Source organism: Candidatus Dojkabacteria bacterium, assembly GCA_030583845.1.
Lineage (GTDB): Bacteria > Patescibacteriota > Dojkabacteria > SC72 > JAHDCA01.
In genome coordinates, this window is record CP129478.1 from 707,549 (window position 1) to 732,894 (window position 25,346).

Annotated in this window: 21 protein-coding genes; 12 read left to right on the top strand and 9 right to left on the bottom strand. The window is 42.6% G+C overall.

What is annotated here, in order from left to right:
- Nucleotides 1-106 precede the first annotated feature (106 nt).
- Together QY318_03255 and QY318_03260 are read right to left on the bottom strand one after the other, a co-directional pair.
- Nucleotides 107-1,654: a ribulose-bisphosphate carboxylase gene (locus tag QY318_03255; GenBank protein WKZ30841.1), complete on the bottom strand. Its 1,548-nt coding sequence runs from the start codon at nt 1,652-1,654 to the stop codon at nt 107-109.
- A 109-nt stretch (nt 1,655-1,763) separates the two neighbouring features.
- Entirely contained in the window at nt 1,764-2,498 is a 735-nt protein-coding gene (locus tag QY318_03260) for an HAD family hydrolase (GenBank protein ID WKZ30842.1), read from the bottom strand.
- Between the two features lie 285 nt (nt 2,499-2,783).
- Here QY318_03260 and QY318_03265 point away from each other — a divergent pair, with 285 nt between their 5' ends.
- The 6 genes from QY318_03265 (at nt 2,784) to QY318_03290 (ending at nt 9,670) form a co-directional block, all read left to right on the top strand.
- Nucleotides 2,784-3,677, top strand: a complete 894-nt coding sequence (locus QY318_03265; GenBank protein ID WKZ30843.1) for a thioredoxin domain-containing protein — start codon at nt 2,784-2,786, stop codon at nt 3,675-3,677.
- A gap of 58 nt (nt 3,678-3,735) precedes the next feature.
- A complete protein-coding gene (locus QY318_03270) occupies nt 3,736-4,176 on the top strand; it encodes a vitamin K epoxide reductase family protein (protein ID WKZ30844.1) in 441 nt (146 codons plus the stop codon).
- Between the two features lie 88 nt (nt 4,177-4,264).
- Nucleotides 4,265-5,035: an ABC transporter permease gene (locus QY318_03275; GenBank protein WKZ31576.1), complete on the top strand. Its 771-nt coding sequence runs from the start codon at nt 4,265-4,267 to the stop codon at nt 5,033-5,035.
- A 35-nt stretch (nt 5,036-5,070) separates the two neighbouring features.
- Nucleotides 5,071-5,835, top strand: coding sequence for an ABC transporter ATP-binding protein (locus QY318_03280; GenBank protein WKZ30845.1), 765 nt, complete (start codon nt 5,071-5,073; stop codon nt 5,833-5,835).
- A gap of 9 nt (nt 5,836-5,844) precedes the next feature.
- Nucleotides 5,845-7,809: a glycosyltransferase gene (locus QY318_03285; GenBank protein ID WKZ30846.1), complete on the top strand. Its 1,965-nt coding sequence runs from the start codon at nt 5,845-5,847 to the stop codon at nt 7,807-7,809.
- Nucleotides 7,810-7,816: 7 nt separating this feature from the next.
- On the top strand, nt 7,817-9,670 hold the full coding sequence (locus tag QY318_03290) for a glycosyltransferase family 4 protein (protein WKZ30847.1): 1,854 nt from the start codon (nt 7,817-7,819) through the stop codon (nt 9,668-9,670).
- A gap of 13 nt (nt 9,671-9,683) precedes the next feature.
- Here QY318_03290 and QY318_03295 read toward each other — a convergent pair whose 3' ends face one another.
- Nucleotides 9,684-10,640, bottom strand: coding sequence for a class I SAM-dependent methyltransferase (locus QY318_03295; GenBank protein ID WKZ30848.1), 957 nt, complete (start codon nt 10,638-10,640; stop codon nt 9,684-9,686).
- A 92-nt stretch (nt 10,641-10,732) separates the two neighbouring features.
- Between QY318_03295 and QY318_03300 the strand changes: the two genes are divergently transcribed.
- Entirely contained in the window at nt 10,733-11,311 is a 579-nt protein-coding gene (locus tag QY318_03300; GenBank protein WKZ30849.1) for a hypothetical protein, read from the top strand.
- Between the two features lie 6 nt (nt 11,312-11,317).
- Here QY318_03300 and QY318_03305 read toward each other — a convergent pair whose 3' ends face one another.
- From QY318_03305 to QY318_03320, 4 genes are all read right to left on the bottom strand, one after another.
- The gene (locus QY318_03305; GenBank protein WKZ30850.1) at nt 11,318-11,617 is read right to left on the bottom strand and encodes a hypothetical protein; all 300 of its coding nucleotides are present in this window, start codon (nt 11,615-11,617) and stop codon (nt 11,318-11,320) included.
- Between the two features lie 14 nt (nt 11,618-11,631).
- Entirely contained in the window at nt 11,632-11,937 is a 306-nt protein-coding gene (locus QY318_03310; protein WKZ30851.1) for a class I SAM-dependent methyltransferase, read from the bottom strand.
- A gap of 97 nt (nt 11,938-12,034) precedes the next feature.
- On the bottom strand, nt 12,035-12,763 hold the full coding sequence (locus QY318_03315; protein WKZ30852.1) for a glycosyltransferase family 2 protein: 729 nt from the start codon (nt 12,761-12,763) through the stop codon (nt 12,035-12,037).
- A gap of 497 nt (nt 12,764-13,260) precedes the next feature.
- Nucleotides 13,261-14,748 carry a hypothetical protein gene (locus tag QY318_03320; protein ID WKZ30853.1) on the bottom strand — a complete coding sequence of 496 codons (1,488 nt, stop codon included), beginning with the start codon at nt 14,746-14,748 and terminating at the stop codon, nt 13,261-13,263.
- A gap of 173 nt (nt 14,749-14,921) precedes the next feature.
- On the opposite strand from QY318_03320, the gene QY318_03325 reads away from it, so the two are divergent.
- The 4 genes from QY318_03325 to QY318_03340 all read left to right on the top strand — a co-directional run bounded on the left by QY318_03325 (nt 14,922) and on the right by QY318_03340 (nt 21,926).
- Nucleotides 14,922-15,359, top strand: coding sequence for a GtrA family protein (locus QY318_03325; protein WKZ30854.1), 438 nt, complete (start codon nt 14,922-14,924; stop codon nt 15,357-15,359).
- Nucleotides 15,360-15,374: 15 nt separating this feature from the next.
- The gene (locus QY318_03330) at nt 15,375-17,447 is read left to right on the top strand and encodes a hypothetical protein (GenBank protein WKZ30855.1); all 2,073 of its coding nucleotides are present in this window, start codon (nt 15,375-15,377) and stop codon (nt 17,445-17,447) included.
- 67 nt (nt 17,448-17,514) lie between these two features.
- Nucleotides 17,515-19,308 (top strand): glycosyltransferase family 2 protein, encoded by a 1,794-nt coding sequence (locus QY318_03335; GenBank protein ID WKZ30856.1) that lies wholly within the window; start codon nt 17,515-17,517, stop codon nt 19,306-19,308.
- A gap of 83 nt (nt 19,309-19,391) precedes the next feature.
- Nucleotides 19,392-21,926, top strand: a complete 2,535-nt coding sequence (locus tag QY318_03340) for a S8 family serine peptidase (GenBank protein WKZ30857.1) — start codon at nt 19,392-19,394, stop codon at nt 21,924-21,926.
- Between the two features lie 50 nt (nt 21,927-21,976).
- Here the strand turns inward: QY318_03340 and QY318_03345 are convergent, their stop codons facing one another.
- Together QY318_03345 and QY318_03350 are read right to left on the bottom strand one after the other, a co-directional pair.
- On the bottom strand, nt 21,977-22,723 hold the full coding sequence (locus QY318_03345; protein ID WKZ30858.1) for a hypothetical protein: 747 nt from the start codon (nt 22,721-22,723) through the stop codon (nt 21,977-21,979).
- 175 nt (nt 22,724-22,898) lie between these two features.
- Complete coding sequence (locus tag QY318_03350) at nt 22,899-24,101, bottom strand: glycosyltransferase family 4 protein (GenBank protein ID WKZ30859.1); 1,203 nt, start codon at nt 24,099-24,101, stop codon at nt 22,899-22,901.
- A gap of 124 nt (nt 24,102-24,225) precedes the next feature.
- Between QY318_03350 and QY318_03355 the strand changes: the two genes are divergently transcribed.
- A complete protein-coding gene (locus QY318_03355; protein ID WKZ30860.1) occupies nt 24,226-25,116 on the top strand; it encodes a glycosyltransferase family 2 protein in 891 nt (296 codons plus the stop codon).
- Nucleotides 25,117-25,346 lie beyond the last annotated feature (230 nt).

The following is a 25,346-nucleotide window of genomic DNA, read 5'->3' on the forward strand; positions in this document are numbered from 1 at the left end:
GTCGTGATACGACAATCTCAGCACCTAGCTATGGGTTGGCAATGAGGTTTGTAAAAGATTAAGGAAGAATTTAACTTCTTAGCCCAATACAAAGATATCTCAAACGCTACTCTTTATTAGGAGCATCTGGTTCATCTTGAGAGGGTTTATCCTCCGACGGTTTAACATCCTGCACTATTCTGTGCGCCTGAGTTCCCTTCTCATTATAAAACCGAATCGCGGTCGCCAACTCAATATCATTTCCCTCCTTATCCTTAACAGCCTCTTCCAATGTTTTTCCATCTTGCCATGCACGGAATGCCTCCATTACAGCTTTCATGCCTGCGGTGGTTTTCATCGGATGCGAGTGAACACCTGCTCCCATGGTGATTATGAAGTCGATCGTACCAACAGCATTAATATAGTCGGCTAAAAGCACAGGATTCATACCTCCAGATGCGATAGGGGTACATCTGTTAACTGTGCGCCAGTCGGCCTTCGCAGTGACTGCATGTATATCATTCTTGTTAATTTCCCTTCTCATCCTACTTACCTCGAGTGGCCCGACGTTCCATAGATTTTCTTCTGCTTTAATCATCGTCTGTACATCTGAGTCTGTTTCTGGGACCTTGCTCCAGACCTGCTTGAAATGGTGCCCTTGTGCCTCAACTTTTAGGCACTGGTGTACTGCTACTACATCCTCACTCAATCCTACTGCACCTGCATCCATCTTCCCAACACCAGCTGTACCACAGTGGATACCTGATGCACCAGCCAGTCGTGCGAACTTTGTAAGAACTGGCACCGAGAATCCAAAAGCGTTCTCTTTGCGGGTGAATGCAGCATGTCCAGCGCGGTGGAAGTGAAGGAAAACATCTGGATATCTTCTGCGCACTGTCTGAATTGCCATCCAACCAGCAGTGATCCCATCAACCAGGAATGAGTAGCTGCCTGGCTTCATCACTTGTCGTACATGATCCGCTCTCTGAATCATTGTGTCGAAATCTGGCGCAGATATGTTGAACGAGTGTACCTTGGTCCTGCCCGTTTTGTCCTCTGCCATGTCCATAGCATGTCTGACTGCGACAACCTCTTTGTCGAATGGTGCGAAATCTTGATTTGCTTGTGGCTCATCGTTTTTGACGAAATCACCGCCTCCGATCCAGAAGTCGTAGCACAGCTCGGCATACTCGGTCGTGGTGAGTCCAATCTTTGGCTTGATGATCGTACCAAGAATTGGGCGGTCATACACTTGGAGGTACTCGCGTAGGTCTTCGAGTGATACGCTTGGGCCGTCATACATCGACATCATCTGCGACGGGAAATAGACATCCTCCATCTTGCATGCCTTCAGGTTGCCCATACCGAAAAGGTTGCCGGCGATGAAGGTAAGGATATTTTGGATATTTCCGCCCTGGTCGAACATCCTCCAAGGGTAGGCGATATATGCGAAGCCTTTCTCTTCATCGACTTCATATACTAGCGCGTCGAGTCCCTTTGAGAATCCTGTCGCTGAGCCAACTGTGAGGTTGGAGCCTGTCGAGGACTCTGATGCCATCTCTGACGCAGCTTCGAGAATTGACTGCCCACCATATGTTTCTACGCGATATGCTGCGAGTAGGTACTCGCCGTTGTATACGTCTTTGTTTCCGAGTGAGATGTATTGTTTCTGCATTTTGTGTTGGTTTAATAACTTATTCGACTCCGACCTTAAGTGCTCAGACCCGATCGGGTCTGAGCACTTAAGGTGCGACCCGGTTGGGTTAGCCCACTAGTAGGCTGACTCAATTGCTGGTTTCGAGGAACTCAATAATATCCCGTACTTTTGCAAGCGAGTCAACAGTGTAGCGTGGTTTGAACATTCCTTCCCTTGTCGCGGTCTGGCCCAATTTTGTCAGGTTTGCTTCTACAGTTACCATACCAAGCATATTTGCTCCATATATATCTAGCTTCAGACTATTCCCAATCACAAAAAGCTCGCTTGGCGACATTTTTAATTTGTGCATCGCAAGCATATACGAATTAGGTGCGGGCTTATTGCTTCCAGACTCTTCTGACGTAACAAGTAAGTCGACATATCGGCCTATCCCAAGCTCGTGGATCTGTTCTAATTTCATCTTGACCGTGCCGTCAGAGATAATTGCAACTTTTCGGCCACTTTCTTTTAGCCACTGGAGGAATTCCTCCGCATCATCGTAAAGTCGGAGATTTTTGAGCATATACTTATAGTAAGAGTCCTGCAGTCGGTATAGTAGCTCGAATCTGTCTGATCTGATATCGGCATTCTCGACCATGTGCTGAAGGTAAAGTGCTGTATCGTAGGCAGCAGCGTCGCTGGTTGTCGCATTGTTGATATATTCACGCGATGATGAGAGCATTTTCTCAGAGTCTGATTCCGAGTATTTGCCTTCGGTCAGGTCTGAGAAAAGCTTGGCGGTCTCTTTTAACGCGTCGCGCTCAACATCGGAGGTATTACAAATTGTGTCGTTTAGATCGACTAGGGCAGCTTTAATTTTCATCTCTCTATATTATCAGCTTTCTGCGAACTCGCCCAGTATAGGGCAGGGGTAGTGAGAGTTAATGTGGTGATTTTGAAAATTATGCTGTACTGAAAGCGTTTATAAAATTGCTCAGACCCGATCGGGTCTGAGCAATTCGGGTCTGACCTCTGCTGGGCTGCCCGCTTAAGAAAGATTTAAGAATCGCCAGCCCCTAACAAGCAAAAAGTGGCGCGGCAAAATTTTATCTGATACACTCATCCATGAATCATTGCTCAGATTTAATATTTTTTATCTATTTTTTACATGGCAGAACAAAGCAATGCCCCAGTGAAGGGCCAGCCAGCGCAGAGTGCCTCGCAATCGAAGCAGACTAAGCAATCACACACGGCAGGAGAAGAAAATGTCGTCTCGATTGATGTGCAGCAGCTCCTGACGCCTGTAGCAATCTTGCTCGCAGGGATGATGGTGAGCGGCACACTTTACTTTAGCTTAAATGACAGTACAGGTAGCTCATCGAAGACCTTGGGTGCTACAGACAAGACCACCACTACAACTACAGGTACAACTGTAGAAGTTGACTCAGATGTAAGCGTTACACTCTCCGGCTATGCCGAAGAGATTGGTGTAGACATGGATGAGTATGACAAATGTGTCGCAGCCAACGATACTTCAGAGGTTGATGCAGACACTGCCGCTGGTACTAGCGCAGGTGTTAGCGGAACCCCAGGATTCATCATTGGAAAGCTTTCAGATGATGGGACGGTTGAAGGCTATAGAATTTCAGGAGCCTACCCATATGGCGACTTCCAGACAATTTTGTCGGCATTGGAAAGCGGTGATACTCCAGCTCCAAAGTATGACTTCAACCAGGACGGTACACTTGATGCATGGCCAACAGGTAAGACATCTCTCGATGATGATGCATATAAAGGCAACAAGGATGATGCACAGTATGCGATTGTTGAGTTCTCAGATTTTGAGTGTCCATTTTGTCAGCGACATTACCAGCAGACCTACAGTTCTATCATTGATGGATATGTAGACAATGGTAAGGCAGTTTACGCATTTAGAGATTTCCCACTAAGCTTCCATCCAAAGGCAGTACCAGCAGCTGTTGCGGCTAACTGTGTAATGGATCAGAAGGGTGCTGAGGGATACTTCCAGATGCATGACAAGATTTTCGGGAACGGAATCTAGGCCGAACGAGGCAGAAATCGTTTAAGACTTTAGTTACGGCACGTTTATAGCTGTACTTATGGGAAGCAAGAAAGATCTTAGATCTACAACGAATTTGATAATCCTCCTGCTGGCAGCAGCAGGGGGATTGCTTTCTCTATATCTGTGGAACAGCACGCTTCAAGGCTCAGTCGACTTTTGCACGACAAACTGCGAGGCGGTATTAACAAGCCCATACTCCAAGATACTTGGAATTCCTGTCGCCGCACTAGGGTTTGTTTATTACGCCGGCATGGCGACGTTATGCTTCCAGAGGATACACATTAAGCATATTCTCCTAGATCGGATGCTCGCGATTGCGATATTGGCCGGCATCCTATTCACGATTTATCTCAGATATCTTGAATTTGGAGTTATAGAAGAGATATGCATGTGGTGCTGGGGTAGTGTTGTCACGATGCTAGCGATCACAATTACCTATGTATATTGGGTGATCAAAGATAAGGTGAAGCTCGCTTAAATTATCCCTCTAATAGCGAAGTTCAGACGAACGGGATTCTATGGTAAGATATTCCTGATTTAACTTTTCTACCCGAATCGATAGCTTGTTGAACAGCTCGCTAACACATAAACTCGACCTGCTCTATGTACTCCTGCGTACCGGTTTCCGCCTGCGGTACAATGATTCGCTATTGGGTGTACTTTGGGTCGTTATAAGACCGCTTATCAACTTCGTAGTACTCTACCTAGTGTTCTCATTCTTTGTTAATCGTGAGATTGAGAATTTCCAAGTGTATCTATTTTCCGGTTTGATCATTTATAACTACTTTAGCGAGAGTGTTTTGAGTGGAGCCGGCAGCTTGCTGGGCATGGCACATATAATACTGAAGGTTCAATTCCCGAAAGAGATTGCTGTATTAAGCACACAAGGCTTGGCTGTAATAAGCTTGGTCATCAATTTGGGGATTCTGTCAGTCTTTGCATATGTGAGTGGTGTAAATACAAATCCTATGGCGATCCTCTACTTCTTATTTATCATGGTCGTGCTGACGACAATTACATATGGGATCTCTCTGTTTACAAGTGTAATGTCGGTGCGGTTGAGAGATGTCAAAAATCTGATCGAGGTATTTCTGCAGATAGGCTTCTATCTTTCACCTATTATCTATCCGCTTGATATAGTGCCGCTGCCATTCAGGACGGTTATTCAATACAATCCTATGACGATAATTATTCAAGCCGCTCGCGATGCAATTGCAAATGGAAATATCATATATGTTAATCATATGATGGTGTTGTTAGGCTTGGGGATATTCATGATAGGTGCAGGTACGCTTTTCTTCAATAAGATGGTGAAGAAAGTAGCGGAGTATTATTAAAATGATATCAGCCATATAGGGAGTATTAGAAAATTATGAAGCTAAGAAAAGAGAAAAGAGAAAATTTACCGCTGATTGAGATCCAAGACGTTACGAAGAAGTTCAAGATCTACAAGGAGCGCACCGATACAGTTAAGGAGTCATTCATGGGGATCTTCCGCAAGGGAGAGGCGCATGAATTTTACGCGCTCGATGATGTGAGCTTCGATGTCCCTCCTGGTGAATTTCTAGGCATTATTGGAAGGAATGGTAGCGGTAAATCAACCCTCCTGAAGACATTGGTAGGGGTATACCAGCAAGATTCTGGCAAGATAACAGTCCGTGGCTCGATTATTCCGTTCTTGGAGCTTGGAGTAGGCTTTAATCCCGACCTGACAGCGCGAGAGAATATCTTCCTAAACGGCATAATTCTCGGTATGAATCGTAGGTTTGTGCGCCGCAAGTTTGACGAGATTGTAGAATTTGCAGAAATTGGCGAGTTCCTCGATACGCCGGTGAAGAATTTCTCGTCAGGTATGATGGTGCGATTGGCTTTTGCTATTGCGATCCAGATTGAGGCTGACATCTATATCTTGGATGAGGTGCTTGCAGTGGGTGATGTAGCGTTTCAGCAGAAGTGTGTTGCGCGGTTGAAAGAGTTGATCGCGAAGGGGAAGACGATTATTTATGTGAGTCACTCGATGGATACGATTAAGTTGTACTGTGATAGGGTGGTGTGGATGGAGCATGGGAAGGTGAGGGAGATTGGAGAGCCGGAGGGTGTTGTGGGGAGGTATTTAGAGGAGGTCAGTAATTTGTGATAAATCAGCATGGCGAAGCTTAAAGTAGATATAGTAATACCTGCCTACTTCGGACTGGGTATCACGACAAGGTCGGTCTATTCTGTCCTAAATCAGTGCGATTTTGATAAGTATGATCTGAAGTTGATACTCGTTGATGATAGCGGTGACCCTGAGTATGGAGAGCTTCTAAGCAAGCAGGTGGCAGACTTTGGATCGCCTGAAAAGATTGCGGTTCTAAAGCACGGTAAAAACAAAGGATTTATTGAGGCTTGTTACACCGGGGTCGAATATAGGGATAGCGATTATAAGCTTCTCCTCAACAGCGATACTCTGATGTTGTCTGATTCGTTAGACAAGATGATCGCTACTGCTGAAAGCGAAGATGAAATTGCTATAGTTAACCCCGTCACAAATCAGATAGCCGTTATCAACGCGGAAATGCCAGCCGGATTCAATATTTACGACATGCAGGAGGCTGCAGGAAATTTCCCTAAGTCGAAGAGTGATTTCATTGATTTGGTGACATCTGTTGGGTTTTGTATGCTGATAAAATCGAAGTATATTGAAAAGCTCGGCTTTTTCGATCGAATATTTGGCTATGGATATGGTGAAGATACAGATCTTCATTTCCGGTATGTCGACAATGGCTTACGGGCCGTAATAGCAACTGATAGCTTCGTATATCACAGGGGTGAAGGATCTTTTAGCGATAGGGACGAGAAAGTACTGTTTGCAAGGAAGGTAGTATTCGAGAGATACCAGGAGCTATATGACAAAACTTTTCCAGAATTCGCACAGAAAACCATAGTCAACAAGATAAAGTCGCATGTAAACGAGTATGGTAGGTATCTGACGAAGGTTTTATTTTTGACACACAGTAATTCACTCGCAGATCCAGAGCATAGATATGCACATGTATTGGCTAACACACTGCTTGAATTTGGCATCCCGGCAAATGTAGCATACAAGCATCGCACAACAGAGTTAAGTTTCGCTGACGATAGGCTATATACACCAATTGAGATATCCGAGATTAAAAATAAGTATATGCCTCTAGAGCTTATTGTTGTTACCGATAGATTGCTCTACCGATCTGCTTTAGACTATGCATCTGCGTTGCACTTAGCTTATGGTACTTCCCCTAAGATTGTATTTGGTTCTTCGTACTATTCTAAATTGAAAGATGCATTGTCCAAAGGGGTGTACGATGAGTACATACGCGAGGTTGATCAGCAGCCACTGATTGCGCCAGAAGTGGCGGATATTTTATCCAACATTGGCTACAAGAAGAATGGGAAAACTGGGTATACAAAGATAATGTTCTCATCCGACACTTCTTACGATAGAATGATTGAGCTGGCTAGGACAGCTTCGAATTTGGCTGGGAGCTATCACTTCTATAAGTTCGGCGATAAGCAGAAGACAGAAATTGTCGGTAGTCATGAGGTTTCAATCTTTAAATGGCCCGGGACAGAGAAACTTTATGAGTTGCTCAAGGATACCTCGGTTTACATTAACCTTTCAGACCAGATCTCAACAAGCGAGCTACAGCTCGTTGCGTATGCGAATGTTACGCTTTTACTTCTGGATAAACATAAGGCTGAGGTAGAACTAATGGAGAAATTCGATGTGGAATATACCAACGATATTGACGATATCTCTCTTGTGGAGAAACTAGGGTCAATACTTGTTAGGGAAAGAGGTATTAATATTGAGAAGTTGTATTACTCCTTCTCGTCGTACGATCATAAAGAGGCGATAGTAGCTGTTTTCAATGGGCTTCTTGAGAGTAAAGTGGCTCAAGACAATCTGTTCATGGAGAAAATCTCTGAATATATAAGTGGTGAAGCTGTGGATGAATTGAAAGACCTTCTTGAGGCTGAGGAGTCATCGCCAGTTGAAAATCCCCGATCGTTCAGGTCCGATATAATCAGTGTAATCCCTCCAAGAGTGAAGAGTCTATTACGTCGTGTTAGATCTAAGTTGAGATAGTGAAATTATGAAAGACCTCCTTATTATATGCGGCCGCCTGTCATCGCAAGATAGAGAGCGCTATCTAGCATCTTTAAGTGATAGGTTGAGCGCAGCAGATCTTGCATATGATGTCATACAATCATCTGACTTAAGAGTTGGGTTGCTGAACTACTATCATGGGTTTGTCTTTGTAAACATCGGAAGTTCGGATAGGGTAAGCAGATTTGTAAGCAAAGGGAGGATTTTCAATAAGACCTTCTTCCAGATGGGTGGAAAGTTTACTAAAGGCGGTACGAAGAATACCATCTTGCTAGCTGATCTGGTAGACATAACCTTCGCATACAAAATGGACAGTCTTGAATTTATACCGAAAACCAGGATCCGTTTCATAGATGAGGCGTATAGTGAAGGATTCCTTTCACAGTTCAACCATTATAAGAAACCGGAAGAGAGGCAAGGGTACCTAGTAATATCAAAAGACTCAGAAGTTAGTGCAGAATACATTACAAACTTGATAGCACCTCTCCGGCGAGAGCCGATCTACTTCACAGGCGGTATTAATGGCAGGTTACCTAAGTATGTTATTCGGGTAAAGAGCCTGGAAAACTTGTTGAGAGTAGTCAAAGATGTAAGAGCTGCAATATGGATTGGAGAAGATCAGGATACAGTTACTTTTGATAGGGATATTATTGCACTCTCGATGACACCGATAGTAAAAATAGGCCAAAGCGGCGATGACGCCTCGAAAGCAGTCGATAGGTTGCAGACGGATGCAGGTCTTCTAAGAGATCTGCATGAGTCCAGGTATAAATGCTTCCACTCAAAAGGGGCAGTGTACAAAGGGAGGCAAATTCGAGAAATAGTACTGGATAGCATCAAGCCATCTGTTGGGTTCAATATCCCAGGCAGTGTCATACGTGGTGGGGTGAATGTTGCTATGCACCATGCAAAGTTCCTCCTTGATGCTGGATTCGATGTCACGCTTATCTCAGACACGATTACAGACAATGAGCAGAATGTTCATGTTGATCACAGAGAAATACCTTTGGTCGCTACAGATAAGTCTATGATTCAGTGTAGATTCGATATACTTGTTGCAACTTTATGGAATACGACTAGGTTTGTTTCTCCATACTCAAGGGCGTTGAAGAAGTACTATCTAGTACAGGGCTATGAGACAGATTTCTTGCCTTATGGTGATATTTATAAAACGGAAGCTAACAAGACATATTTTGATGACAATATCAATTACATCACCATCTCTAAATGGTGCCAAGATTGGTTGACCAAAGATTATGGAAGGAAAAAAGTGGGTTATGCGCCAAATGGGCTTGATATTGAATTGTTCGATGTCACCACAAGACCAGAGCTTGCCGGTCGAAAGTTGAAAATAATCATTGAAGGAAATTGTGAGGAACCATTCAGAGGGATCGATGAAGCCTTTGAGATTGTCCAGGGGCTGGATAGGAATCAGTTTGAGATTCACTATCTTTCCTATACGAAAAGCATGAAGGATTGGTATGACCCAGACTTCTCCTATTTCACAGTGCCTTATTATGAGGTCTCAAAGATATATTCTTCCTGCGATATTATGCTTAAGTGTAGTACATTGGAGAGCTTCTCATATCCACCACTGGAAATGATGGCGACAGGTGGACTATGCGTCATAGCTTCAAATGAAGGGAATAAGGTATATGCGGCACATGAGGAGAACAGCTTGGTTTATGAGTCTGGAGAGAAAGAGCTGGCAAGAGAATACATTCTCAAACTCCAAAGCGATGCAGGCTTGAGGGAAAAGCTAATCAAGGGTGGGGTGGAAACCGCTAAAAAATTCTCTTGGGAGAATGTAAAACCACAGATTCTGGATCTATACAAATAGTGCAAAGAAGCCTCTATATATCGCGGCCCATTGTGCGCATGACTTTTCTGTAGATCCTAACCAATTTGCGGGATGCAAGCTGATCTAGCTGTCGTTTAGCGCTTGTATAAAGCTCTTCAGAGTCATCACTCCGCTTCTGCAAAATCGCAATTTGCCTCTTTAGCACTGAGTTCTCTTCAGCATGATTCTTGATCTCATCTCTCAGGTGTAAGATTTCTGGAAGCCTCTTTTCAACTTCCATCATAGCTTTTTCTGTAGCATGAAGCTTTGCTTCTGAGTAATTTTGTAAGAATACCGAGTTATAGTACTCACGCACTAGGTCAGGACACTCAGTTGCAGATTTCAATATATCTGTAAATTTCTTGCCCTTGATGCCAACACCTAGTCCGTAAGAGTGCCTAAATTCAAATACGTAGTCGAAATCTTTATTAATAGCATTCCATAGCTTGTTAACTCCGAAGTCTGCGACTCCTATGTCGTGGAATAGTACGACAGAATCTTTAGCGAGCTTTGGCGACCAAGTTTCATAATCTTCTTTCACGGCCTCGTATGTATGCAAACCGTCTATGTGGAGCAGGTTGATGCTTCCCTTCTCGAAATCTTTCGCGGCCTCACTGAAGAACTTCCTGACTAGGTGAACATTTTGTTCTGCGTAATATTTCCGTACCATGGAGGTTACAAACGAGTAAACCTCTTCAGGGTTATAACCGGACTCACTAGTCCCTGCATGTTCATCACCTTGCCAAGAATCCACTGCGTAGGCTGCGTTATTGGATTTAATGTCCCGAAGTGCCTCAAGCATCGAATAGAAAGAGGTTCCTTTGTGGGTACCGAGTTCGACAATAACCCCCGGGTTTAGATTTCTTACTAGGTCGTATGCGAAGGAAGTGTGTCCAGCCCATGGAGTGTTTAGGTCATCGTACTCATCTCTGTATTTAAGTTTACTGTTGTAGAAGACCCAATTAGACATAACCAGAGGTGGTTTGCAAATTTACTTTGAAAAATATACCATACTTGCTGTGAAAGTATAGAGATTACTTAACATATTTTCAATAGAAGCAGGTGAGGATATACACGGCATCGTTTGGAGGATATGAAGGTGAATATAAAGGCGCAGATCTAAGATTCAGCGAAGATAACAATCCGTTCAGCGGATGCGAAGACCATCTCTCAAATCGGATGAAGGCAAAACTTTATAAAGTATTGAACCCATATTCATATGATGTTTGGGTTGATGCCAATATGGAGATCCTAAACAGCAGTGGTTTCAAGAAATTGATGGGCGATTCTGACCTTGCCGTCTTTCGCCATCCATTTCATAAAAATGTTGGTGAAGAGATTGAGGCATGCCATGCTAAGGGATTACTAGATAATGTCTCTCGGCAAAGAGTAGAAGAGCTATATAAATCTGCTTCACTTAACATATCCAAAGTGCCTTTATATGCATGTGGTGTGCTATTTCGATCCGAAGGTTGTAGGAAGTTGAACGAGCTTTGGTGGAGTCTTATATGTCTATATGGCAGTCGTGATCAGATTACTTTCCCGTATGCATTGTCGATGTATAATTCACTTAAGGTACACATCATTGAGTATGACATTTTCGACAACCCCTATTTCCTAGTTCACCAACACAAGAAATAGTCCTTACTATTTTTGTCCGATTCCAACGACTGATAGCCCAACCTTTCTCATCGAAAGATTGTCGATTGTTCTGAAGAGTGGGACAAGCTTATTGTATGTCCTCATCTGCCCGTTGGGAATCTGGTTATTCTTCTGTACCTTGCCAGAAAAATACCACCCAACTGTCCCAACGGAGTAGAAGTAGAAGCTCTTGGTTACTTTAAGTCGGGACTTGTTGAGTAGCGCCCGTAAGCTTGACCTGTTATATCTGCGGAAATGCATCAGTTCACGGTCGAAACTGTTGTAAAGCCACATATATGCTGGCACCAGGATTACAACCTTTACGCCGATTGTAGCATCTTGCGCATATTCTCAACCGCTTTGCGGTCGTTCTTAATATACTCAATCACATTCAGTGCGAAGATAGTGTTAAATTTACCTCTCAGCTTTCTGTTATCTTCTGTAACGTCAAATGTCTCTCTGTCGACCACTTTAAATTTCTGAGCAAGGATGTCCCAATAGTGTGGCCTTATATCGCTCAGAGTGATGTTATATCCATCTTTGATGAAGTGTTCAGAGAAGTTGCCAATGCCACTACCTATCTCAAGTATCTTGCCAGGACAGTGCGGCTTAATTGTCTCGTACATTTATCGGTTAAGGTTCGGCGCCCCAGTCATGGTGTCAAGAGTCTCTAGTCCTACGTTGTCACATCTACGTAATCAAAATTCCTATGCACACAAAAAGTTACCAGATATTAAATTTCACAATCTCGACTGCAGCCTTGAAGCCATCTTGAAAAGCCTTCATCTTCTTGCCCTCTTGTATCGTCCTCGCAGTGTAGCTGATAGGATAGATGCTGAATTTCAGATGCTTACCATCCTTCTTGTACCTTGCAAACCTTGCGGTAACCTCTGGCTCGAATCCAAAATTGCTCTTCGATACGATTTTCTCTGCGACTTCTCTGAATATATCGCCTTTTGCTAGCTTGTAACAAACTTCCATATCCGGGATATACACTTTAATCCTGGGGTAGGTGAAAAAGTTGGAGAATAGCGATACGAAGTGGTTGCCGATATAGTTCTGGATGTATATTACCTTGTTTTTCTTACCGAACCTGTTGCCGTAAACGACATCAAACTCATCTTCGGATATGACCTTGAACATTGCACACAGCTCTGAGACATCATATTCTAGGTCAGCGTCTTGGATTGTCACGAATTTGCCGGTTGATGCGAGAATTCCCCTCTTCACCGTTTGTGATTTCCCCATGTTCTTCTTATTTTCGAGTGTCCGAACACTTGTAGATTTCTTTGCCAGCGATTTCGCTATCTCTCTGCTTCGATCCTTAGATCCATCGTCAACAATTATTACCTCAATATTGCCCCTCCAGTCCTGCTTCAAAACAGTATTTACTACTCTCTCTAGAGTTTTTTCCTCGTTATATACCGGTATTACAATCGAAAGATCTGTCATTTAACAAGTTTACCAACTTATATCAAAATAATGATCGACCATAATATCACTTGAGTCAATCTAGTTTCAAACGATGTATAGATTTATTTGATGTATAGGTAAACAGAGGCATCTTCATGCTGCTTCTGTCTGTAGATATCGTTCAAAGTCGTTTTCGGCTCGAGGCTAATTACATATGCAAGCTTTTGGTCAATTATCACTTCTGACACAAAAGCTACTGAACCAACTGTTATAACCAGAATAATAAGATTGTAGTCGACATACTCTATCGCTGTTTTTATAAAGTTCTTCTTGGCTCGCTTAATCTTTCTTACATCAAGAGCGAATTACTGACAAACAGTACTGCCAGGCTTTGGAAAAACCTCTTGTAGGTAACATCCTCAAACGAAGACAAGAAAAAGCAGATCCTCGGTACAGCAGGAATGCAATGACATTTGGCAGTCGGATAACCACCTCCAAGTCACTACCACCGCAGGCATAGCTTACTTTAATCTGCATTAATACTGGCAGTTATATACAATCGTAAGGTCTCCGAGTGTATAGCCAGTCTTTATCTTTGTAATAGAGTTGAGCGAGTAGTAATCGAAGATATCACCTTCATTCACACAGAATTCTTTCTCAGCAGGGTCAAACCGCTTGTCTACAAGTCCAGCATGGTGTGCGTAGCTATTCGGTACGGTCTTATGCTCTTCGGTTTTCGTGTACTCGGAGATGTATGGAATACCTTGAACTAACTCTTTGTAGGTGAGCTGTCTTAGTTCGCCACTTCTCTTCAAGGCCATCCCCTTGCCATCCACAAACTCATTCTTAAATGTATATTTCAGGTTCGGAAAGATAACTAGCTCGTTTGAAGTAAAAAAATCGGCAGCTGGTGTCATACCCTGAGCCACAACAGCGAGTGTAATAAGTGTTAGAATACCTCCCCGGATATCCTTGTACTTCTCAAGCGATCTGATAAGGAAGTTCAAGCCATCTCCAGCCAAGATGTATATGAAAGGCAAGAGATATAGCATGAACCTTTTATCGTTCCAATCATAGATCACAACCCAGAAGATTGTTGCAACAAGCAGTCCCGATAGGATATATCGATACTGCATCAGCTGCCTGCGATAGATGTAGTAGAAGATTCCAAGCAATCCAAGCAGGAGTATTGGCAATGTGTAGATATCAACAAGGCTAACTGAGTAGTAGAAAACAGAATCTACATTTGGTTTTAATAGGTCGAACTGCCCTACAGAGGTATAGAGTGGGTTTCCAAACTTGATCGCCTTATAGATCATTACAGGCAGCAATGGGAACAGGAACATAAATGTCTTTGACAATATTTCTGTTACACCTTCTTTCGTAAATGCGGCCAATGTCCTATGCTTCTTTCTACTCAGCAGCAGATCCAGGCAACTGATTGCGATCCATGCTGGGAAAACAAAAAACGCGAAACTTTGGAAAAGTGCCGAGACTCCTAGGAATAGGAATGACTTGTTGGGCCTAGAGGTAGATATAAAGTAGACCGATGCTGCTAGAAATAGCACGGCATATAGATCTGCCAGTATATATTTTGAAAACTCTTGGAGCTCGAAGTTCAGAAAAAGAATTATCGATAGAAAAATGGCAAGCTTATAGTTCTTGGTCCAGAAATTAACAGAACGGTTAACCGTAAAAATAAGGCCGATAAACGTGACAGCATTGATAAACGGAAGAAGCCACAGCAGATTCAAGTCCCACAGCGGTTTGATAAGCAGTGGCAGTCCTGAGCTTCGATACGATATTTTATCGTCTCTAAATTGGTATATTCCGTTGACGATCCAGTCATAGCTGTCAGGGGTGAAGTACTTGTACCTATTTAAGAAGTCACTGCTATCGGTAATCAAGTATGTCTTATAAAGAACTAGGATGAGAAATGTAATAAATAGGCCGAGAAGCAGGGCTTTCTCTATGCGCGTATCTACAATCTTGCTGCCCATTGTGCTGGTTTTATTGGCACCCATGTGTAAAGATGTAATTGTTACTGTTACGAATAAGATCCTCTGATATTCACTGTGCTATCGTGTAATAGAAAAGTCGGATATACCACAGACATAATAATAGGTTTATGATTTTGTGAAAAGGGTATCTATGCTAACATCGAGTGTTTGCATAATTAGAGTGCGGGAAAGAAGAGATGGAAAAAGTTTTCGCAATATACGATTCTATTAGAAGCTCAGAAAAACTGAATTACCTAGCGGTCGGTTTCACTACCTACTTAATAGATATTTTTTTCTATATCCTTCTGGTAAATCTGGTAAATATAGACGCAGTTAATTCCTCGATTATTTCGTTCATTATATCTACGCTAATTAGCTATGTCTTGACTATCAGGTATGTTTTCACCAGCAGTGGTAGGAAGAAAAGATTTACACTGCCACTCTATATCGTTACCACAGCCCTCGGCGTGTTGATCACCAAGCTAATCCTTGAATACCTGACGGTAGGACTTGGCGTCCACTACCTAATATCGAAGAATATATCGATCGTGTTTATCGTGCTGTTCAACTATTTTGTGAGGAAATTTTTTATTTTCAGAAAGAACTCTGAGATTCTTACAGATATGACAGAATAGATTCAATTATTGAGAATGAAAAAGAGTCTGATCCATCTAAAAGGACAATTTCAGAAGCATCCAGCTGTTAGTGCCTTTCTACTGTTCATGCTAGTAATATCGGTGTTTTTTATGCAACCGATTCTCCGAGGTGAAGCAGTGAGTCCATCGGACATGATCTATATCTATGACAACTATTCATACTTGGTGGAGGATGATTATGTACCGTCTAATGAGCTACTATCTGATCAGACTCTGCAGTTCGAGCCATGGAAAATGTATGCGAGGGAACAGATACGACAAGGCAAGCTGCCGTGGGAAAACCCATATCAGGCAGATGGTGCACCTCTGATTGGAAATGATCAGTCTGCAGTATTCTTCCCGACCAATATTATTTTCTACCTCTTAGAGGTAAATTTCGCTTCAACACTTGGAGTGCTTATCCGGCTCATCTTTGCTGCATTTGGTATGTATCTCCTGCTTACGGCTCTGAAGATCAAGAGAGAGTTTGCACTTCTTGGTGGTTTGATATTTGCGTTTGCCGGCTTTAACATTGTGTGGCTATCCCACCCGCACTCTAATGTATCTATCTTCCTCCCTTGGCTTCTTTGGGTAACTCATCAGCTGACAGAGCTAGAAATCAGTCGGAGAAATAGAATAAAGCACTCGCTGCTTCTCACGGTACTTATATTGCTGCAGTTTCTGGGTGGGCATGTAGAGACCTCGTTTAATATATGCTTTGTAACAGGCATCTATTTTATGTATAGAATCCTTGCAGCGACGAGTTTCAGGAAGATTCAGATAAAGTCTTTGGTTCGACAATCGGCGCTTTATGCCCTGCCCATATTCGCGGGCCTACTGCTGGCCTCGATACAATTGGTGCCATTCCTCTCATACCTGAAAGAGTCATATGTGCTGGAATCTCGTAGTGGAGTTGAGACCAACACATATGGTCAGCCACCTGCAGCTGCACTTACCTGGTTCGTCCCAAATATTTATGGCAATCCGCGAGATGATATTTATACCCATGCTTTCCCCACATTATCTCTAGATAAGGGTTTCGAGCTAACTTTTGCACCACTAACGAACTATAACGAGTCTGTCCAAGGGTTTGCAGGGCTGATCTTTATCATCATTGCCCCTTTGGCGTTGCTTGCCAAGAAGTATCGGTCGCTGGTTATCCTACTCATAGCGCTTAACATTTTTATCCTCCTTATGTCGCTAAGAATCTGGCCAATCTTCCAGCTTGTGACCGAGATCCCCCCATTTGATCTAGCGCCAAACCATCGACTGCTGCTGCTGTTTGGGATGAATAATATCATTCTTGGAGTAATTGCTTTGCAATATATTTTTCGAGGAGAAGGCGTCTTCCATCGTATTCCTTCCAACTATCGCTACGCAGGAATCGTCTTCTTTATGGGACTACTGATACTTTGTGCGTCGTTATTGGTCTATGTTACGGAGAGTCAATTGCTCTCAATAGCGCTAGTCGACCAGCTTATGATAATCGGAAGCGATCTGAGAGCAGATGCGATTGCGATGGTCAACTATTCGATGAAGCAGATACTGATATCCGCAATATTATTAATCTCTTTCCTGTTAGTTATACTCCTTTACAGTGGGGGTAAACTATCGAGGTGGCATGCCACAGCAATCATCTTCATAATATTCGCAATAGATATCGTGAGCTATGCCTACAATTATAATCCTTCGTATGACCTTAATTCGAGGTTCCCTGTGACACCTGGAATACAGTTCTTGCAAGAAAATACTACTGAGGAACGCGTGCTGTTTATCGATACAACATTGCCGCCAAATATAGCAACCCAATATAAAATACACGACCTCAGAAGCTACGATGCTATGGGCGAAAAGCAGTTTACGGAACGCTTTTATGAGGCATACTCACCTCAAGGCCCTTGGGAGTTAATTCAGTACTTGCCAGATATGGAAGTTGTTGCAAGTAATAATGAGAAGTACGATTTTAACGTGAAGTATATTGCAATAGGTACAGGATCGGAGATGGCTGAGCAGTTTCAAGAAAAATACAACCATAGGATAGTTTTTAGAGGCTCAGATATGTTGGTAGCGTTGGTAGAGAATGATTAGTGGTTGCTCTTAACCCAGCATCGTATATGATTGTATGCAAAATTAAAATAATTAATGGAAGGTAAACGTGAGCTATATTGCTAGATTAAGCCGAAATGCAGTTCGATATTTGAGGGCGCATGGGTTGAAAGCAAGTGCGCGAAAATCTAAGTCGGTATTAGATAGGTGGCTGGGTGTAGGAACAGATATTGTTGATATAACTCAAAGTAAGTACAAAGATTGGGTAAATGAAGTAGAGTCGAAAAATACGCAGGTGGCTGCTGTTGCGCAAGATATAAAAATATCGATCCTTATGCCTGTGTATAATGTCTCACCCAATTACCTTGTTGAGGCTGTTGACTCGATAAAGACCCAGAGTTATACGAATTGGGAGCTATGTATTGTTGATGATGCTTCGACGAATAGTGAGATCCCCCCACTCATCGAGAAACTAGAGGCAGAAGATGAAAGGGTAAAGGTGCAATTCTCTCCAGTGAATAGGCATATCTCCGAAACCACCAATACTGCGTTCGACCTGTCTACAGGTAGCTATCTGCTCCTGATGGACAATGATGACCTGATTGCTCCTGGAGCACTTGAAGAGCTTGTTGTGGGGATAGAGGCAAATCCGGGGGCGGATCTTATATATTTCGACGAAGATAAGTTAGATGTGTCCGGCGCCAGGGTAGAACCATTTTTCAAGCCTGGCCCATCGCCAGAGTTCCTGCTATCGATGATGTATCCTACACACGCACTTTACAGCAGAGATATATTTGAGAAAGCAGGTAAGCTCAGGAAAGGATATGAAGGTAGTCAAGACTATGATCTCTGTCTTAGAGTCTTTGATCTTACAGACAAGATTTATCATATCCCCAAGATATTGTATCATTGGCGTAAAATCCCAGGGTCAACTGCTGATAGTGTAGAGCATAAGCCTTATGTTATTGCTGCAGCAAAAAGGTCAATAACAGAGTCATTTGAAAGGAAAGGATATAAGGCAGAAGTTATTGGCGATAACTATCCCTTCAAAGCGAATATTGAGATAAAAGGCAATCCACAGGTTGACATTATAATCCCAACTAAAGATAAGAAGGGACTTCTGAGCAGATGTGTTGAGTCAATTATAGAAAAAAGCAGCTATGGGAATCTCAAAATCCATATTGTAGATAACAACTCAGAAGAAGAGGAGACGCTGGAATATTTGGAGGAGATTCAAGAAAGGGATAACAGAGTAAAGGTAGCCGAATATAGCAAGCCGTTCAACTTCTCAGCGATAAATAACTGGGCTGTTAAGCAGTCAGTAGCTGACTACATACTCTTCCTTAATAACGATACAGAAGTTATAGAGCCTCGTTGGATAGAAGAGATGTTAATGTGGGCTCAGATGGAAAAAATTGGCGCTGTTGGGGCAAAGCTGCTATTCCCGGATCATACAATCCAACATGCTGGGGTCATTCTAGGGCTCGGGCCGGATGTTAATGATGGTCATAGACCTGTTGCCGCACATGCTTTTTACAAAGAGAGAGAAGGAAGTCCTCGTGCATTTAATCAGATGAACCTAGTTCGAAACTATAGTGCAGTAACTGGTGCATGTATGATGATAAAACGCACCAAATTCGATGAAGTAGGAGGATTTGATGAGGAGAACCTTAAGGTTAATTATAATGATGTTGACTTATGCCTTAAGCTTCTTCAGGCCGGCTACCGTAATGTATATACAGCACATGCAAGGCTTTTCCACCATGAGTCTGCTTCTAGGATCAAGGAGCCTCCAAAAATGGAAACCGAATTCATGAGAGATAAGTGGAAAAAGTACATTGAAAACGACCCTTACTACAACCCTAATTTCGCTCGAAACACCGTGCATTCTTTCATAATATAGTCGGACTGCTTCTTGACTTGAAATTAGAAGGTAAATTCATGTATTGTGGTAGGAGATAAAATATACCGCATTTAACAACAGATATGAAGAAGTTTTTTCTGCTTGGAGCCTTTGTTGCAACTTTATTCACTATTGGAGCCTTAGATAATAAGTTCTCTCTTGATGTGTTAGCCTCGAGAGATGATATTGCTAGTAGGGCATCGGTAGAAGAAATGCTCTCGCGAGGAGAGTACTCCTCAAAAAGAGTAAGGGTTGTGTATAAAGATGATCTCGAGAAGCGTGGAGAGGACGGATTCTTCAAAGTAGTTTCAACAGTAACCGTACATGCAAACGGAAACGACTCTGACTACCTCGCAAACACCGCTCAACAGAAAGAAAATGTTGGCGATACGCTCCTTGAACTAATGGAAGACCCAGAAGTTGCCTATGCAGCTCCTGACTACTTAGGCAAAATTGCAGCATGGACAGATAACGGCACCCAAGCATATCCAGGTGACTATGACGTCACAGGCCCTACATTTAACCAGTGGTACTACAACTCCGGCAAAGTCAAAGAGATGTGGCATGATCAGGGATGTCCAGGTGGCGCATCGTGCGGTGGTGATTCATCGGTGGTAGTAGCTGTAATCGATACCGGCTTGGCATACGGTGCATTCGATGATGACACTGGTGACGGATTTACAGAGAATAACTTCCTAGCAGTTGCCGATGATGTTCCAAATCTATATGTGAATGCAGGCGAGACAGCAAGCAACGGGATGGATGATGATTGTAATGGTGTGATCGATGACGCACACGGCATGGACACCTTCGCTTTTGCAGAGCTTGAGATTACAGACATAGTAGCAACCGAAAGTCTCTCAGAACGAACATGCAACGGTATGACCCCTGTGGATTTTTCTGGTACATCGAATACTTTTAGGCGAAAGCCTGGTCATCCTGTCGATACATATGGTCACGGTACATTTGTGACCGGCTTGATCGCAGGAGGTGTAGATAATGGTGGGGATACAGTATCGCCTGCATTTAATGTAAGTATAATGCCACTTGCTGCTTCAATAAATACTACCAACAACACCCATACCTCGCAGACATATGATGAGAGCGATTATCATCTTTTCTGGATGGCAGATGTACAAACGGCGATTGAGTACGCAGGTGTAAACGGTGCTGACGTTGTAAATATGAGTATCGGTGGATTTCCGTTTGACCAGGTGTTCCAGGATCAGATTGATTATTGGTATGGAGAGGGTATGGTTTTTGTAGCTGCTTCTGGAAATGATTCGACATCAGGATCTATGCAGGCTGTGAGTTACCCAGCTGCATTCGACAACGTTCTTGCCGTGGGTGCAGTTAATGCTGATAACACAAGGAGTGATTACTCAAATGGAGGTAGCAACCTCGACCTCGTCGCATATGTAGGTGAAGGAGGAGCCGCAGGTACGGCTGCATATCAGGAAACACTTACCTGTTACGGTTGTACTAGTGCCGGTGATGGAGGAGGTGTATTTACAGGCACAGCGACGGATGTGTCTATAGGTACAAGCTTCGCTGCACCACAGGTGGCAGCGGCAGCGGCGATTATTAAGAGTAATAACCCAACTATGACAGCAAGTAATATTGAGTCTATATTGTTGATGTCAGTCCAGGACATTACTAGCTATGGTGTCGGTAGAGATAATACCACGGGGTATGGGGTGTTAGATTTTCAGCTAGCTAACGACTACCATTATTACATTGATTCTACTCTATACCAGAATGGTGGGAGGACTAGCAAACCAGTTGCATCAGCAGAGTTTAACTCAAGGTTTTATCAGGCTATAAAAGGATTTTCCACTAACTTCGTGTATTTAAGGAGTACAGCTGACGGAGTATTTGATAATAGTGAGGCTGCAGAGGATTGGGTTCAAATTCCAGGGCAGACGCCTGAGCAGATAAATCTGGTTGCATATGATCCAGGGGATGGTTTAAAGCTATACATGACTGTAAAAGGTAATAGTGGAAGCATCTATGTTAGATATACTTCAAATGGATCGACTTGGACAGATTGGACAGAAAATGGCGGCCTTACAAGCACAACGATTTCCTCGACAGTATTTAATTCAAGGTTGTTCCAAAGTATTCGCGGCATTTCAACAAACAATATCTACGTAAGAAGTAGTGGTGATGGGTTATTTGACGGGTTGGCGGATGGATCTTCACCTGACACTTTGGAGAACTGGACTACCTTAACGGGACAGACACCATCTGTGCCAGAGATTGCTGCATTTGACGGCGAAATATATATGACTGTAAGAGGTAATAGTTCAAGTATATTTACGAGGAGTTCAAGCGATGGAGTCACTTGGGGCGATTGGACTCAGAACGGCGGATTTACTTCGGCAACCCCTTCTATGGTATCCTTTGATGGGAGGTTATTCCAGTCGGTTAAAGGCAATTCCACGAATTATCTGTTCATCCGTTACAGTAATGATGGCATAACTTGGTATCCTTGGGAGCGAAGGACTGGTACTTCTCCTCAACGTACCAATATTTCCTATTTCTCTGTTACAGATGAATTGTTTGAAACAGTAATCGGCAATAGTGGGTACATATTCTTAAGGACTTACACCTACTAATTGCTTCACTTAGCGATTGGATATTTATGCAACGTATTCTAACTCGTGATCTAGCCGATCCAGTCGGCAATCTGAGAGAGTGTTTCGTATGGTGGCATTTTTAACTTCCACTCATCTGGTTTTTTTGATGCGACGGAGATTATATAAGTTATCTCATATGGATCTCTTCTATAATTCTCATATATAATCTCCAAACCATTATCTCGTGCAAGGTACCTAAGCGCAGTTGGTGTGAACCTCCAGTAATCTCGGAAAGTCTCCTGCTCGTGCTGTTGCTGAATAAAAGGTACAACTGTGATGACAACATCTCTCGACATCATAGCCATATTCTTATAAGCCTTTTTGACTTGGTAGATATGCTCAAGAATTGTATGGTTGAATACAGTATCAAACCTGTTCTTAAGCGATGTGTTCAGATTTTGCTCGAGGTCGAGAGTAATCTCGTCATCCCGGTCAGGCATGTGTTGGCTGTAGTTTGTGATTGTATAAGAGCTTGCCTTGGGAAAGTAGTTTCTGTAGTAATCGCCATCCTTATCTTTATCCTCCCAGCCGGATATGTTAACTATATCTCCTCCGAACAGGTGAGAAAATCTCCTGAGCTCCTGGTTGGACCAGGTTCTTACTGGGTCTGAAAATGGTTCGTATAACCTTATTGCCTCATCTTCAGTAAAATCTGGTATATGTGGAGTGACCTTGTATTTAAACCGGCGTACACCATTTGAAAGTTTTATCGCTAAACGCACAGGCCTTCTGTTGAGGAGATCTATTGCTTCATTGTAGCTGATTCTTGGCTTCACGGTTGTTTTACACAATTACGAGTGTATAGGTTACAATGGTCACTATTGTAGCATAGATGCCTGTGAAATTGTTCGGGATGCTCACACTCAATTATCCCTTGGAGGCAGAGTTTAGTGAACATGATACTTTAAAGCCTTATCAACAGTTGCGTAGTAGCGTTAACGCCCTTGAGGACTAGGAATTGAGATCGAGGAAAGATAAGTAGTTATTGGTGACGGAAGTGATATTAAATTGAGCCACGCTCTTCCGTGAATTCGACAATAATTTAGTATACAGCTCTTGGTCTTGCATAATGCGGCTCATATTTTCTGACAGGCCTTCTATATCTCCAACTGGTGATAGGAGGCCATTATATCCTTCTGATACAATATCTTCTACACCGCCATTTGCTGTTGAAACTACAGGGAGAGAACTGTTCAATGCCTCAATGTAAGCCAATCCAAAACCCTCATGGTAGGAGGAAAGTACAAAGCAGTGAGACTTGGCCATTATTTGATATTTCTCTTTATCGCTTACATATCCCAATAGATGTACCCTTGAACTAACGCCTAGTTCATCGATAAGTCGCAGCAGATGTCCTTTCTCCGGCCCGTCACTGATTATTAGTAGCTGACATTCACTGGTTTGTGGGAGAATTGCAAACGCCTTTATCATTATGTCATAGCCCTTTCTTGTGTCGAGCCTACCAAGTGCAACAAACGTAAAGAGGTCGAACTTATGATCTCTTAAGTTAGTCAGAGTCGTGAAAGGGATTCCTATATGACCGACTTCGACCTCTTTTTTGACTCCGTAAAATTTGTATATTTTCTCCCGCACATCTGTTGATATAGCATTGACCTTGTATGCGTTGTTTATAATCCGGCGCGCTGCAACTTTAAGGAGTAAGTGTTTGTGTGGAGAGTATCCTTCAGTTGGCTTATATATGTCTCCACCTATGACAGTCACATAGTGTCGCTTATTAAACAGGATTGATACTATTGCTCCAACAAAGCCAGAAGGGAACGTAAATACGCTGTAAACGCGTGAGTATTTGTTTCTCAATGAAAGCATTATCCCTTTCGGGATAGCAAAAAAAGGATATGCAAGAAGCAGTAGGATACCGCTTGTCGCCCTATTCTTTCGTGGGAGGAACTTTCCAATTCGGTGAACTTTTACATTTCCGAATTGTTCTGAGATAAAAGGAGGAAATTTATAATTCCCGAAAGTAACCAGGTCAACCTCTACATCTTGATGGCTATGTGCTATCTCGTACAGCAAGTCTCTGGCAAAGCATCCCCCGCCGCCTCCAAGGGGAGGGTATTCGTAGCAAAACATCAAGACCCTTCTGTTTTTGCTGCTCTCTGCGGAGGTTTCTTTTATTAATTGTCTTTCAGTCAAGGGGATATGATGATAATTTGTGAAGTAATCTTGCTATAAACCTACTCATAAATAACCTACCTAACACTGAGTTTCGATGGTTTGACTTATTGATCTTATCATCCTCATAGTGTAAATTCAAAGCATGAAAAAAGTCAAAGCTCATAATGTAGGAATAACGGTAGTTATCCCGGCGTACAATGAACAAGGCGCGATATTAGGGACAATCGAATCCATTGCAGAAATACTAAGAAATTACGCCGATCCGTACGAGATCATAGTCATTAATGACGGCTCAACAGATGATACATTGACATTGCTATCTAAGGCCAAGCTAGAGCATTTCATATTGATTAACCATAAGAGAAATATGGGCTACGGTTGCTCACTTAAAAGAGGGATCAGGGAGGCTATGTACGATAAGATTATTATTACAGATGCCGATGGTACTTACGACAATACAAGGATACCTGAAATATCAGACTTACTGAGCGATTACCGAATGGTTGTTGGGGCAAGAACTCTCAATAGAGAGAATATTCCGCTAGTTAGGAAGCCTGCTAAATGGTTCCTGACCTGGTTTACATCTGCACTAATGCAAGCGAAGATAATTGATCTTAACTCGGGGCTTAGAGGGTTTTATCGCTCGGACATGGAGCACCTATATCCTTTACTCCCGGATCAGTTTTCGTTCACGACTACTATAACGATTGCATATTTGAGTGAACACAAATCGGTCTACTACTTGGATACTAAGTATTTCAAGCGTGATGGCAAATCGAAAATCAGGCCTATTAACGACTTCTTCGGGTTTATTTTTAAGATTGTTAACACGATTATGTACTTTGAACCGTTCAGAATATTCCTGCCTTTGGCTCTGTTGTCCTTTATTGGCACTGTTATCTCACTGTCTTACGATCTGTTTGTTTTGCGCAATCTGACTGATAAAACTGTCTTAGCATTCGTATTCACTTTGAACTTCCTTATGCTTGGCTTTATTGCGCAGATGATAGTCAAAAGGACTAATACTAATTAAGGGTAAATATGTGGCTATTACTTTTGTCGGTGATCCTGGTTAATACAGTTCTGCTGTCAGTCTGTGTAAACAATCGCCTAAAGCTCAAGAGCATCGTCGAGTTTTTTTTACTTTCTTACGCTTTATCTTTAGCGTTTTATTGTGTGATTGGGTTACTACTCTTACTGTTATCATTGTTCACAGTTATAAATCTTATATTAGTGTCTCTCACCTCTGTAGCGATTTTGCTA

Excerpts from the sequence above, each read along its gene's own strand:
- QY318_03255 (WKZ30841.1), bottom strand. The coding sequence starts at position 1,654 with ATGCAGAAACAATACATCTCACTCGGAAACAAAGACGTATACAACGGC.
- QY318_03260 (WKZ30842.1), bottom strand. The coding sequence starts at position 2,498 with ATGAAAATTAAAGCTGCCCTAGTCGATCTAAACGACACAATTTGTAAT.
- QY318_03265 (WKZ30843.1), top strand. The coding sequence starts at position 2,784 with ATGGCAGAACAAAGCAATGCCCCAGTGAAGGGCCAGCCAGCGCAGAGT.
- QY318_03270 (WKZ30844.1), top strand. The coding sequence starts at position 3,736 with ATGGGAAGCAAGAAAGATCTTAGATCTACAACGAATTTGATAATCCTC.
- QY318_03280 (WKZ30845.1), top strand. The coding sequence starts at position 5,071 with ATGAAGCTAAGAAAAGAGAAAAGAGAAAATTTACCGCTGATTGAGATC.
- QY318_03285 (WKZ30846.1), top strand. The coding sequence starts at position 5,845 with ATGGCGAAGCTTAAAGTAGATATAGTAATACCTGCCTACTTCGGACTG.
- QY318_03290 (WKZ30847.1), top strand. The coding sequence starts at position 7,817 with ATGAAAGACCTCCTTATTATATGCGGCCGCCTGTCATCGCAAGATAGA.
- QY318_03295 (WKZ30848.1), bottom strand. The coding sequence starts at position 10,640 with ATGTCTAATTGGGTCTTCTACAACAGTAAACTTAAATACAGAGATGAG.
- QY318_03310 (WKZ30851.1), bottom strand. The coding sequence starts at position 11,937 with ATGTACGAGACAATTAAGCCGCACTGTCCTGGCAAGATACTTGAGATA.
- QY318_03315 (WKZ30852.1), bottom strand. The coding sequence starts at position 12,763 with ATGACAGATCTTTCGATTGTAATACCGGTATATAACGAGGAAAAAACT.
- QY318_03320 (WKZ30853.1), bottom strand. The coding sequence starts at position 14,748 with ATGGGTGCCAATAAAACCAGCACAATGGGCAGCAAGATTGTAGATACG.
- QY318_03325 (WKZ30854.1), top strand. The coding sequence starts at position 14,922 with ATGGAAAAAGTTTTCGCAATATACGATTCTATTAGAAGCTCAGAAAAA.
- QY318_03330 (WKZ30855.1), top strand. The coding sequence starts at position 15,375 with ATGAAAAAGAGTCTGATCCATCTAAAAGGACAATTTCAGAAGCATCCA.
- QY318_03340 (WKZ30857.1), top strand. The coding sequence starts at position 19,392 with ATGAAGAAGTTTTTTCTGCTTGGAGCCTTTGTTGCAACTTTATTCACT.
- QY318_03355 (WKZ30860.1), top strand. The coding sequence starts at position 24,226 with ATGAAAAAAGTCAAAGCTCATAATGTAGGAATAACGGTAGTTATCCCG.